Source organism: Lentibacillus amyloliquefaciens, from assembly GCF_001307805.1.
GTDB classification, from domain to species: Bacteria; Bacillota; Bacilli; order Bacillales; family Amphibacillaceae; genus Lentibacillus; species Lentibacillus amyloliquefaciens.
Map to the genome: position 1 here is coordinate 3,615,704 of NZ_CP013862.1, position 12,434 is coordinate 3,628,137.

Annotated in this window: 10 protein-coding genes; 7 read left to right on the plus strand and 3 right to left on the minus strand. The window is 44.4% G+C overall.

Annotated elements, in window-relative coordinates:
• The first annotated feature begins 34 nt into the window (after positions 1-34).
• The 6 genes from AOX59_RS17830 (at position 35) to AOX59_RS17855 (ending at position 7,933) form a co-directional block, all read left to right on the plus strand.
• Positions 35-1,033 carry a pyridoxal-phosphate dependent enzyme gene (locus AOX59_RS17830; protein WP_068447600.1) on the plus strand — a complete coding sequence of 333 codons (999 nt, stop codon included), beginning with the start codon at positions 35-37 and terminating at the stop codon, positions 1,031-1,033.
• A 23-nt stretch (positions 1,034-1,056) separates the two neighbouring features.
• The gene (gene dat, locus AOX59_RS17835) at positions 1,057-1,902 is read left to right on the plus strand and encodes a D-amino-acid transaminase (protein WP_335338792.1); all 846 of its coding nucleotides are present in this window, start codon (positions 1,057-1,059) and stop codon (positions 1,900-1,902) included.
• A 70-nt stretch (positions 1,903-1,972) separates the two neighbouring features.
• The gene (gene alr, locus AOX59_RS17840; protein WP_068447604.1) at positions 1,973-3,106 is read left to right on the plus strand and encodes an alanine racemase; all 1,134 of its coding nucleotides are present in this window, start codon (positions 1,973-1,975) and stop codon (positions 3,104-3,106) included.
• Between the two features lie 56 nt (positions 3,107-3,162).
• Positions 3,163-4,710 (plus strand): Na+/H+ antiporter NhaC family protein, encoded by a 1,548-nt coding sequence (locus tag AOX59_RS17845; protein WP_068447607.1) that lies wholly within the window; start codon positions 3,163-3,165, stop codon positions 4,708-4,710.
• 450 nt (positions 4,711-5,160) lie between these two features.
• Positions 5,161-5,988 carry an aldo/keto reductase gene (locus AOX59_RS17850; protein WP_068447609.1) on the plus strand — a complete coding sequence of 276 codons (828 nt, stop codon included), beginning with the start codon at positions 5,161-5,163 and terminating at the stop codon, positions 5,986-5,988.
• Between the two features lie 385 nt (positions 5,989-6,373).
• Positions 6,374-7,933, plus strand: a complete 1,560-nt coding sequence (locus AOX59_RS17855; protein ID WP_068447611.1) for an AbgT family transporter — start codon at positions 6,374-6,376, stop codon at positions 7,931-7,933.
• A gap of 185 nt (positions 7,934-8,118) precedes the next feature.
• Here AOX59_RS17855 and AOX59_RS17860 read toward each other — a convergent pair whose 3' ends face one another.
• The 3 genes from AOX59_RS17860 to AOX59_RS17870 form a co-directional block, all read right to left on the minus strand.
• Positions 8,119-8,952 (minus strand): YitT family protein, encoded by an 834-nt coding sequence (locus tag AOX59_RS17860; RefSeq protein ID WP_068447613.1) that lies wholly within the window; start codon positions 8,950-8,952, stop codon positions 8,119-8,121.
• 409 nt (positions 8,953-9,361) lie between these two features.
• Entirely contained in the window at positions 9,362-10,192 is an 831-nt protein-coding gene (locus AOX59_RS17865; protein WP_068447614.1) for a phosphosulfolactate synthase, read from the minus strand.
• Positions 10,185-11,579, minus strand: a complete 1,395-nt coding sequence (locus AOX59_RS17870; RefSeq protein WP_068448448.1) for an MmgE/PrpD family protein — start codon at positions 11,577-11,579, stop codon at positions 10,185-10,187. Before AOX59_RS17870 ends, AOX59_RS17865 begins: the two co-directional genes overlap by 8 nt.
• Positions 11,580-11,912: 333 nt before the next feature.
• Between AOX59_RS17870 and AOX59_RS17875 the strand changes: the two genes are divergently transcribed.
• Complete coding sequence (locus tag AOX59_RS17875) at positions 11,913-12,353, plus strand: hypothetical protein (protein ID WP_068447616.1); 441 nt, start codon at positions 11,913-11,915, stop codon at positions 12,351-12,353.
• The last annotated feature ends 81 nt before the right edge of the window (positions 12,354-12,434 follow it).

Below are 12,434 nucleotides of genomic sequence, written 5' to 3' on the forward strand. Positions count from 1 at the left end.
AACTGCCCTCATGACTTCAAAAAGGGGGGATAGAATGACAGCGAAACAAGTTACTCAGCAGGATGTATGGGCGGCTAAACAGCGCATAGCACCGATTGTTTCTAAATCGCCGTTAATTTACTCTGATCAACTATCCGACTATGCAGGGATTCCGGTTCATTTAAAACTGGAAAATCTTAATGTCAGTCATTCGTTTAAAATCAGGGGAGCAGCCAATAAGATTCTCAGTTTATCACCTGAAGAGCAAGAGCGTGGTGTGACAACATTTTCAACTGGCAATTTCGGGATGAGTGTTGCGTATGTTGCCGGACAGCTCGGTATTGATGCCATCATTTGCATTTCTAATCGCGTGCCCAAAGCAAAAGTGGAAGCATTAAAAAGCTCAGGAGCACAGATCGAAATTCATGGTGTTTCTCAGGATGATGCCGAAAAGCGCAGTTATCAGCTTGAAAAAGAGCATGGGCTGACAGTGGTCCACCCATTTGACGATGCGCATATCATTGCCGGTCAAGGCACAATTGGACTGGAGTTACTGGAAGATTTGCCTGATGTGGATACGGTAATCGGCGGCTTATCGGGCGGCGGACTGCATTCAGGTCTCGGTGTGGCACTGAAATCGGCTGCGTCAGGGATTAAAGTTCTTGGCGCCTCAACTGAAAAAGGTCCCGCAATGTATGAAAGTATTCAAAAAGGCAAGCCGGTTGTGATAGAAGAGCAGGATACACTTGCTGATAGTCTCCTTGGCGGTGTCGGATTGGAAAATAAATACACTTTCAATATGGTACAGCAATATGTTGATGACATCCAGCTGCTTAACGAAGCGGAGATTGGCGTGGGGATGGCTTTCATGCTTGATAAACATCGAATGATGGTGGAAGGTGCAGCAGCCTCAGGCATCGGTGCCATTCTGAATAACCGCTTCAGTCTTGGTTCCAGAGCTGTCGTCGTTATCAGTGGGTCAAGTGTTGATACGGAAACAATCATGAATGTGATGGAAAAATATGGTGATGCAATCCCGGAATTTAAATACTAGAGGGAGGTTTTACAGTGAGTAAGATGTTATACAATGACCAGATTATGGAGCGGGACAACAATATTAACATTGAGGACCGCGCTTATCAGTTTGGTGATGGGGTGTATGAAGTCATTGGTGTTTATGACGGCACCCCGCTGATGATGGATGAACATATGGAGCGGCTGGAAAGAAGTGCCCGGGAATTGCGGTTGAATCTGCCTCTTCCGGTCAGCGAAATCAAAAATAACCTTGAGAAGCTGGTGGATGTTAATGAACTTGAAGAAGGCATTATTTATATGCAAGTGTCCCGTGGTATCGCGTCGCGTGAACATGCGTTTCCTGAACCCGGCACTCAGGCTGTCACAATTGCTTATACACGTGAAGAAACCCGGCAATCAGACCTTGAAGATAAAGGCGGCACCGCAGTACTGACAGAAGATATCCGCTGGCTGCGCTGTGATATTAAAACACTCAACCTGCTCCCGAACGTGATGGCGAAACAAAAAGCAGTGGAAAATAATTCGGTTGAAGCGATTCTCCATCGTGGTGATATTGTAACAGAAGCGAGCGCATCGAATGTTTTTATTGTCAAAAACGGTGAGCTCTATACACACCCGGCTGATAATTATATTTTAAATGGTATTACACGCAAATCAATCATCCAATTATGTAATGAGCTGAATATTAAAGTGAATGAACAGACCTATACGGTCGATGAGCTCCTTAGTGCTGATGAAGTTTTCATTTCTGCAACAAAACAGGATATTATTCCGATTTTGAAAGTTGACGACCAAATGATAGGTGATGGCAAGCCCGGTAAGATTACTCACAAGATTTTAAAATCGTTCCGTTCACTTTATCAAAAAGAAATTAGAAATAAAGCTTAAAAAGTGTGCTTGTCACTGCCGTTAAACTTCATATCATATCGCGTCTCATGATGCGTAGGGGGGAAAAGTTTTGGCACATCCATCAACTATAACGGCGCATGGACCAACTGTAGCGGAAGTCGACCTTGAGGCATTTAAGGAAAACGTCAGGACATTTAAAAGGTTGGTTGGAAATAGTAGGCTCATGGCTGTTATTAAAACAAATGCCTATGGACACGGTGTTGTTCCTTCCGGTGAGGCAGCTGTACGGGCCGGTGCTGATTGCCTTGGTGTGACAATGGTCGAGGAAGGTGCACAGCTCAGGGCGGCTGGAATTGATGTGCCCATTCATATTTTAAGTTCAATTATGAGCTGGCAGGCAGCGGATCTTGTCGCCTATGATCTTACTGCGTCCGTCTCCTCCCTTGACTTGGCACATGCCCTGAATAGAGAAGCCGTCCGGCAAAATAAGGCGGCCTCCGTTCACTTGAAAATCGATACCGGTCTCCACCGGTTCGGCATCCAGCCTGAAGAAGCTCTTGATTTTTGCCGGGCTTCATACGAATTACCCGGTCTGGAATGGGAAGGGATTTATACCCATTTTTCCAGCGCTGATGAAGGTGAATGGAACACAACTGAAAAGCAATATGCATCATTTATGAATACAATCGCGACGCTGAAGAAAGACGGATACTATTTTCCGGTGCGTCACGCCGGGGCATCCACGATTGCTATCGAGCGGAGGGATATGTATTTGGATATGGTCAGATGCGGTATTGCTTTGTTTGGCTACCCGCCTGAAGAACGGCAAGACAGCATGATTTCATTGAAACCGGTGATGGGGCTGAAGTCACGTCTTCTGCATGTGCATGAACTTCCTCCCGGTTCGCCCGTTGGATATGGCGGCAGTTATGTTACATCAGACTATGAAAAAATAGCAGTCGTGCCTATCGGGCATGGCGATGGATACCACCGGGCTTTGTCCAACAATGGGCAAATGCTTGTACGCGGCCAGCGTGCTGAAATAATTGGGGAGGTATCACTGGACCAGACGCTGATCAATGTGACCGGCATACCGGGTGTGAGTGCGGGTGATGAGGTTGTTTTAATGGGTGAGCAGCAAGGTGATTATATTTCCGGACGTGAAATAGCCGGCTGGATGGATAGTATCGTTGATGAAGTACTGTCAGGCTTAAAAGAACGGGTTGAAAGAATCTATAAATAAAGATATAATAATTAAAATCAGAATATTTTAATAAAAATGAAAAGAGGGGTTAGGTGATGGACTTCTTATCAGTCGTACCGCCGATTGTTGCGGTTGTTTTGGCTATTGTGACCAAGCGTGTATTGCTGTCACTCTTTATCAGTATATGGGTCGGCGGGCTGATTGCAGCAGGCGGCAACCCGTTTGAAGCAGTCAGTGTCACATTTACTTGGATAAAAGATGTCATGATTGATCCGTGGAATGCACGTTTCCTTGTGATGACTGCATTACTCGGGTGTGGTGCTGCATTCATGTTTAAAACCGGTGGGTCACAAGGGCTGATTAACGTTTTGGAGAGTAGATTAACCACTGGAAAACGCGTGCAGTTTTTATCTTACTTCTTAGGGCTTATCATCTTTTTTAATGACTATGTAAATTCTGTGATTGTTGGCAATGCTTCAAAAGACATTGCTGCCAAGCATAAAATTTCAAGGGAAAAATTATCTTATGTACTTGATTCAACAGCTGCACCGATTGCCACCATCGGCCCTGTTTCCGACTGGATCGGCTTTCAGGTATCATTGATCGCGGGCGCTTTTGGCAGCCTTGCGATTGTCGGGCTGGAACCATATTTTGCTTTTCTCCAATCGATTCCGTGGAACTTTTATGCGATTTTATGTTTGCTGGCGGTTCCAATGATTATTGCGGGTAAGGATTTCGGACCGATGGCAAAAGCAGAGGAACGTGCCAAAGAAACAGGCAAACTGATTCCAGAGGGGTCCACGCCACTGTCTTCAGTCGGAGAAGACCTTGGGGAACCACATAAAAAAGATGCGAGTGTCTGGAACTTTATCTTGCCGCTTGTTGCGCTTATTTCAGTAAGTATGTGGGCTTTATGGTATGTTGGCGGCGGTGCAGAAGGCAATTCAATCATGGATGCGCTTGCTGAAACGGATGTTTCCGTGGCGCTGACATGGGGTGCTTTTGCCATGACAGGTGTCGGGCTCATTATGGGGCTTATCCAGGGCATGAGTCTTCGGGATTGCGAAGATACCCTGCTTGGAGGGATCAGAACGATGCTTCCGGCGCTGATTATTATTCTGCTTGCCTGGTCAATCGGTACCGTCACCTCAGAACTTGGAACAGCTGAATTTGTCGTCTCCGCAACAGAAGGGTGGATGACAGCGGCTCTCTTGCCATTTTTGATTTTTATCATTGCAATGTTTATTTCATTTGCGACAGGTACTTCGTGGGGTACGATGTCGATTTTGACTCCAATTGCTATTCCATTGGCGTTTAACTTTGGCGGTGAAGAACTGATTCCGATTGTTATCGGTGCTATTTTCGCAGGTGCTATATTCGGGGATCATGTTTCGCCAATATCCGATACGACAGTTATGGCATCTATTTTTGCTGAATCTGATCACATTGCCCATGTTAATACACAAGCACCTTACGCACTTGTTCCGGCAAGTATTGCAGGTGTGATGTATTTGTTGTATTCCGTAGTCGGAAGCAGTATCGTGCTCTTAATCGCCGGTATTGTTGCCCAGTTCTTCATTTTGCGTTACTTGGGCAACCGGCATGCTAAAAAACATAATAATAGTGAACACAAAATTGCCTAGAAGCTTAGCACGGCAATCAGGGAGCTCGAACGTGAGCTTAGCGGTGAGCTGAAGTTATTGAAAAGGCAACGTGAGTGTGAGTATGTCTCTCGAAGCCGGAAATGAGTTTTTGAATGGCAAAAAGACATCGAGAGTGACTCTCGAGTCCATTTCAATGGGAATGTAACATCGAAACGTCCTCGAGAGCGGTTATCGAGTCCAATTCATGGCGCGAGCAGTATCAAAAAAGCCTCGAGAGCAATTCTCGAGGCCAAACTGCACTGTAAATCCATCGAAAAGGACTTAAGAACATGTCTTAACATCAGTGAGAGCAGTCGTCCCCAGTTACTAAAACAACTTTTAAGCTCAGCCAGTCTTGTCCTAACGGGGGAGGGCTGGTTTTTTGTTGCAGACGGCGCAATTTTGTATAATAGATATGTGACCGTAAGAATTTGAATTGGAGGGTACGTTATGATTGAGCATCTGCAAGATACAGTTACGTTAAATAATGGCGTCAAAATGCCAGGGTTTGGGTTGGGCGTCTATAAAGTTGATGAAGAAGTTGCCGTTGATTCGGTGAAAGCAGCTTTAGAGAATGGCTATCGAAGCATTGATACGGCATCATTTTATAACAATGAAAAAGGCGTCGGAAAAGGCATCAGAGAATCTGGTGTTCCGAGAGAAGAAATTTTTATTACATCAAAAGTGTGGAACGATGAACAAGGCTATGAGGAGACGCTTGAAGCATTTGAGCGGAGCCTTGAAAAACTTGGCTTGGATTATCTTGATTTATACCTGATCCATTGGCCAGTCAAAGGGAAGTATCAAGATACATGGAAAGCAATGGAAAAATTATATAATGAAGGAAAAGTCCGCGCAATTGGTGTCAGTAATTTTCATGTTCATCATTTGCAGGATTTAATGTCTAATAGCAAGGTAAAACCTGTTGTTGATCAAGTGGAGTACCATCCACATTTGTCTCAGGAGAAATTGAGAGCATTTTGCGAGGAAGCTGATATCAAGCTTGAAGCGTGGTCCCCGCTGAAAAAAGGCAGGTTGTTCGATGAACCGGTGATTTCAGAGCTTGCTGATAAATACGGCAAAACGTCTGCACAAATCATTTTGCGCTGGGATGTGCAAAATAACGTTATAACGATACCAAAATCAACGCATGCACATCGGATAAAGGAAAATGCTGATATTTTTGATTTCACCCTGACAGATGAGGAAGTGACGCGGATTAGCAGTCTGAATAAGGACGACCGGACAGGCAAGAATCCGGATAGTTTTGACGAGTAATCACCTCAGGGCTTATGGTTCTCTTACAAACAGCCTGATTTCAACTGCATGTTACACATTCGAGGATGCTGGTCTTAAGTATTCGCGACATACATGAAACTGCAAATGACTCCTTTCACCTTATTTAGGTAGAGGGAGTCTTTTTCATGTTCAGGCAAGGAGGCTAGCCGTAACTAACTGATAAGCTTCCGGTTTTTTGCTGTTTTTGCGGCCATTTCTTCAAATGACTATTTTTTCTTTAGGAAACCTTCATAACAATTTTAGTTTTCGCAAATATTCATTGTGTATTTAAATTCTATTCGACACGTTTTATAATGTTAGAAGTGCGCTTTTGACTAATTATTTTTCAGAATATTATCTAAAGGATGATTGAGAGGAGAATTTGATGGAGAAGCAAAGAAAGGGCGTCTTTCAGCGGTTTTTGGACGGCGTTGAATTTATTGGTAATAAACTGCCGCATCCAATTACATTGTTTGCCATTTTAGCAGGAATTGTACTCATTTTGTCCGCTGCTTTGCAGCCTCTGGGCATTAGTGTGGAACATCCTGGTGAAGATGGCGAAATGGTTGAAATTAACAACCTGTTAAATGCTGAAGGTCTGAAATATATTTTTGGGAGCATGACAGATAACTTCATCGGCTTTGCGCCGCTTGGTGTTGTTCTCGTAACCATGCTCGGTATTGGTGTCGCAGAACGTACCGGGTTGATCAGTGCGTTATTGCGTGGGTTTGTATTATCCATACCTAGACGATTTATAACGGTTGGCCTTGTTTTTGCCGGTATTATGTCCAGTGTTGCATCTGACGCCGGATATGTTGTTTTGCCGCCGCTTGGCGCATTGATTTTTGCTGCGATGGGCAGACATCCATTGGCTGGTCTGGCAGCTGCGTTTGCCGGTGTATCGGCAGGGTTCAGTGCCAATCTGGTGCTGTCCGGTACAGACGTGATGCTTGGTGAGCTGACGATTGCTGCTGCTTCAACAATTGACCCGGCATATGCGGAAACTATGAATATTGCCATGAACTGGTTTTTCATAGCTGCTTCGGTATTTGTCCTGACATTTTTGGGTAGCTGGGTAACCGAACGCGTTGTTGTACCGCGTTTAGGTACGTATAAAGGTGAAGATGGAGAAGATGATGAAGGGAACAACAATGCGCTTGAAGGACTTAAGCCTGTTGAGAAAAAAGGTTTAATCTTCTCCGGCATTTCTTTGCTTGTTGGACTTATTCTGACAGCACTGCTTATCTTGCCGGAAAATGCCCCGTTGCGCGGGACTGAAGGCAATTATATGGATCAAATCATCCAGTCGCCATTTATGAGTTCGCTGGTGCCGATTATTGCAATACTATTCTTCATACCGGGACTTGTATATGGCATGGTGACTAAAACGATCCGCAATGACAAAGACGTTGCTGCACAGATGACTGATACAATGGCATCGATGGGGATGTTCATTGTGCTCGCCTTTACAGCAGGTCAATTTGTTGCGTATTTCAATGAATCAAATATGGGTCTGGTGCTTGGTGTTTATGGTGCCGAGTTTCTCGACAGCATCAACCTGACAGGTATCCCGTTAATTTTGATGTTTGTTATTATTACAGGTTTCATTAACTTGTTTATCGGAAGTGCTTCGGCTAAATGGGCGATGATGGCTCCGATATTTGTACCGATTATGATGCAGCTTGGTTATTCACCTGAACTGACACAAATGGCTTATCGTGTTGCTGACTCAACAACAAATATCATTACACCGTTGATGACCTACTTTGCAATCATTATTGCGTTTGCCCAAAAGTATGATAAGAAAATGGGTATTGGTACTATGATTTCGGTTATGCTGCCATACTCGATATACTTCCTGGTCGGCTGGACAATTATGCTGGTTATCTGGATGCTGCTCGGCACTCCATTGGGACCGGGTTCACCGATTCAATATGGCGGATAGTTCAAAGTGAAACTTCAATCAGTGGGGGGTTCCACTGATTGTTAGTTGAACGAATCGGACATTTAGGGACAGTTAACCACTGTTTTTTCGGTGGTTTCCTGTCCCTTACATGCGGGATAAAAACCTTTCACTTCCTTTAGAGGAGGTGAAAGGTTTTTTGCTTGGTAAAATAGTGCTGTTAAACATTATCTGCCTTTATACCCTTTCCGGAAAATTTCCTGCACAGGGTGGACGGTGACGTATGCATCCGGGTCAATTTCAGAAATGATTTTTCGAAAAGGTACAATTTCGTACCGATTGATTACCAGGTAAAGAACTTCCCGTTGTGAGCGGGTGTACCCGCCTTGTCCGTCCAATATCGTAATGCCCCGTGCCATCCGATTGGTGACAGCTTCCAAAACTTCGCCGGGTGATGTGGAGATAATCAGGACAGCTGTCCGCTCATTGGCGCCTTCAACGACAACATCGATAATTTTTGCCCCGACATAAACGGATACGAGTGTGTACATAGCACGTTCCTGGCCGATAACAAATGCCGAGCCTGCAATCACGGCAATATCAATGATCAGCATCCCTTTACCAATTGTCCAGCCGAATGCTTGGTTGGCGAGTCTTGCTAAAATGGCTGATCCTCCCGATGTTCCGCCTGCCCGAAAAATCATGCCAAGGCCCAATCCGACGCAAAGGCCGGCGAATAATGCCGCCAGCAGCGTATCATCATTAATGTCGTTTCCCCAAGCAACTGTAACATGCAAGAAAAGTGATGAAAAAATAATAGCGATAATCGTATAGATGGTGACCCGTCTAGCAAAAAATTTATAACCAAAAGCAACAAGTGCCGTATTCAACACAAAGTTAACAATACCCGGCGACCAATCAAACAGATAGTGGAAGACAATCGTTATACCAATTACACCGCCCTCCGATAAACGGTTTGGAATGGCAAAATAATTGACGCCTATTGCAAATATGAATGAGCCGGCAATAATCAAAAGTATGTCCCGTATTGCATTGTTCAAGCGGACCCCTCCTTTGCAGATTCAGAAATAGTTGTTGTCTATTATAACGAAATCGTCCCGCTTTGAGAAATGAATGAGGGTTAACTTGAAAAAAGCATTTCAGTGGTTCGCGCAATAGACTTATATATCGCGCCCGAAAGTTGATTCAAATTGCGGAATACACGCATTTTATCCCGCATGTAACTGGCAGTAAGAACCCCACCTTAAATGTTCGAGTATACGATGAAGGTTAGGTGGGGGTCAACTGCCAGTAAATGTCCGATTCGTTCATCTAACAATCAGTGGGGGGAAGAAAGAAAACCTCCACTGATTGAAGATTCACTTTATGAAAATGCGGGAACGTTATAGTGCAGCATCTAAAAAAATAACCGGACAGTTAATCTGCCCGGTTTTGTAAGATGGAAAGCAATTATTTAGCTTCATTAAAGGTAATGACGCGTCCCCACAGGTCCTTAGTTCCCCAAATGCCGCGACGCAGAGCTTCCAGCTGAACAATCTGGCTGTGATCGACAAATACGTTCACTTCAGGGCCATAGTTTTTGATATACCATTCAAAAACATCAGGGTCCGCTGCTTCGAACATAACGTTTTCGGTGCCGAGCTCACGGGCGAACTGTGTGGCAATTTCTGTCCGCCAGTCATTGACGCTTTCAGTGATGCCTTCTGATTCAATCATCAACATATAAGCACCCGCTTCAAGACAGCGTTTGCCGACTTCAATCGCTTGTGAAGGATCGGTGATGCCTTCAGCTTCATTTTGTTCCGCAGTGTTGGTTCCACCGGCTCCGAATTGGACACCGATTTCCGGCTTGGCGAGAAGTCCTTTATTCTGTACCTTTTTAACCAGACGTACAATGTCATCGGTCGGCATGGTGATGAACCCGGTTGAAATTTCAATAATATCAAAACCGAGACGTTTACACTCATCAAGGTAATGGTCGACCGCTTCCGGCCCTTGGGTCAGAACGGTTTCCATAAAACCGCCTGTAGATACTTTCACATCATATTCATGGGCAAGGTCAAGCAATTCCCGCAGTTTATCTTCCGGATACAGGGTAAATGCACCGCCTGAAAACTTCAAGATGTCAACATAATCGCCCATTGTTTCCATAATATCGCGGAGGTAATTGGTACCCATAACGGTATAGTATGGGCCGCGGATTTCAGTCAGTCCTTTGTTGCGCGGTTTTTCCTGGCGGCTGTTCATACGGATTTTTTGGAAAGCTCTTTGGTTACTCATATGATTCATCCTCCTCAGGTTTAATTTGACCAAGCAATTCCGTTAACTCGCTAACTTTCACATTTTCCAGATTTTTGATCGTATCGGCAATTTTACCGGCCAGTGTATTGTCGATGTCACGCGTCAGTCCATTGTATTTTTCCATCAGGACATCCCAGCTGGCAGGCTGTGTTTTGAATCCCTGATAATCGCGTTTTTCGACTTCAAAAATCTGTCCGTCGTTTGTTTCCAGTTCGATTCGGCACGCCATTTCATCCGGAAACCGGCTGCTGTAACTGTCATCAGGTCTGATATCAACTTTTTGCAGCAGTTCCTGAATATCCTCTCGTACGATGCGATCAGGATCATATTGTTCCGGCATGACTTGACCATCAAGGTAAGCGGCCGCCAGCATATATGGCAGGGAATGATCGGCTTCTTCTTTGTACCGGATCAGTTTCTTGCCGCCTTCTTCACCGCCGCCGATAATGTTATAAGCAACATCAAACGTGGTGAGCCGGATTTCTTTAATGTCTTTCGGTTTTATATTTTCACGGTCCCGAAGCTCAAGCAGTCCTTCAATGGATGATTGTGAGTGAATTTCAGCATTGAAGCGCTTGATGATGGTATCGGTGACGCGTTCAAGGTCTTCTGTTTCCCAATCGATTGTGAATTCGCCTGCAATCGAATCCATTAAGCCTTTATTCCCTTCAAAAACTTCCCGCGGTCCGGTGATGCCATATTTGGCAAGCATGCTTGCGTGCACAGCACCCATTGCCGTATTCGGGTAGGCGAGCCCTTTCCAGTTTGACAATTCACCGGTTCGGGTTACTCTGAGTGAATTGTAGCCTGTCGCGGCAATTGCGATGGCATTGGCAATCTGGCTGTTGTTAAGCCCCATTGCTCGTGCTGCTCCGGCTGCTGCACCATATGCGCCCTGGACAGTATGGTCAAAGCCGTGTTTCCGGACCGGGGCAATATCTGACAGACGGCATTGTATCTGATAGGCAATTGCCAGTGCCAGCAAAAAATCTTTTCCACTTGTGTCGGCATACTCGGCAGCTGCGAGCACCGGTGCAATATTGTCAGATGGATGCCCGGTTTCTTCTTTTGCAAGATATGAATCATTAAAATCGAGATAACGTACAGCCGCTCCGTTGAAAAATGCTGCGTAGTCAGGTGTTGTTTTACCGCCGCCAATCAGTGTGACGACCGATTCACCGCCGAGATCCTCTGTCATTTGGCGAATATTTTTGACAGGTTCACCGTTAAGTGCACCAATTGCAACACCGATTGAATCGAGCACGCGGCCTTTCAGTGCTTCTTTTGCCTCATCGGAAAGCTTCGTCCAATCGGCATTGTGAACCCATTCTGCCAGCTGTTCGACCATTGTTCTTTCCTTAGACATGTGAATCACCTCCAAATTGATATATGGAACTTCCGCTTTAAACGGCGGTGAAAATGATAAATCATGCTCATGAACAGGAAACAACTGCTGTTCAACACCTCAGTGGCCACAAAGAGGAATCTCAAAGGAAGTATCTTATCTTCCTTCACTTATTATGATATGACATTTAGTGATAAAAATAAATAATTATAACTTGTAAAATTGATATTAAATACTTATATCATGTGATAAGTTTATGTTTTTGGGTTAGAAAGCATTCCTGTAATGATAAAAGCAAGTACTGTTTTACTGCTCTCACAAATATAATGATATTAGGATTGCAGGAGGGATTCGATGCGGAAAATAGCAGCCATCCTCGTTTTGGCCATAATCGGAGCTTTTATATTTATGCTCATTCACCAATCAGCAGATGACGAAGCAACTGAAGCAGTCACTGAATTTTATTCATATGAACAGGAAGCTGATTTCTCAGCTTCCTGGGAGATGTTTCATCCGATCATGAAAGAGAAGTTTGATAAAATTGATTATTTGCAAGACCGTGCACATGTATTTCTGAATCATTTTGGTGTGGAGACATTCAGTTTTACTGTAGGCGAGGCAACTGAAATTGAGGACTGGACGATAGAAAATGATGCGGAGGTGATTGATACGGTCTATCAAGTGCCTGTTTCTTTAGGTTTTAAAGGAAAATACGGAAATTTCAGCTTGGTGCAGAACACCTTTGCGACCAAAGTTAAGGGCGAATGGAAGATACTTTGGGACTATAAAAAGTAGAAAAGAGACTGGGATATAATTAAAACGTCCAAATCTAAAGATGAACAATACACTACTTGAGCATGAGGAGGCTCACCAGCC

What these genes read in the sequence shown, in the direction of transcription:
- AOX59_RS17830 (WP_068447600.1), top strand. Translation starts at nt 35, where the DNA reads ATGACAGCGAAACAAGTTACTCAGCAGGATGTATGGGCGGCTAAACAG.
- AOX59_RS17870 (WP_068448448.1), bottom strand. Translation starts at nt 11,579, where the DNA reads ATGTCTAAGGAAAGAACAATGGTCGAACAGCTGGCAGAATGGGTTCAC.
- AOX59_RS17875 (WP_068447616.1), top strand. Translation starts at nt 11,913, where the DNA reads ATGCGGAAAATAGCAGCCATCCTCGTTTTGGCCATAATCGGAGCTTTT.
- AOX59_RS17850 (WP_068447609.1), top strand. Translation starts at nt 5,161, where the DNA reads ATGATTGAGCATCTGCAAGATACAGTTACGTTAAATAATGGCGTCAAA.
- AOX59_RS17845 (WP_068447607.1), top strand. Translation starts at nt 3,163, where the DNA reads ATGGACTTCTTATCAGTCGTACCGCCGATTGTTGCGGTTGTTTTGGCT.
- AOX59_RS17855 (WP_068447611.1), top strand. Translation starts at nt 6,374, where the DNA reads ATGGAGAAGCAAAGAAAGGGCGTCTTTCAGCGGTTTTTGGACGGCGTT.
- dat (WP_335338792.1), top strand. Translation starts at nt 1,057, where the DNA reads ATGTTATACAATGACCAGATTATGGAGCGGGACAACAATATTAACATT.
- AOX59_RS17865 (WP_068447614.1), bottom strand. Translation starts at nt 10,192, where the DNA reads ATGAGTAACCAAAGAGCTTTCCAAAAAATCCGTATGAACAGCCGCCAG.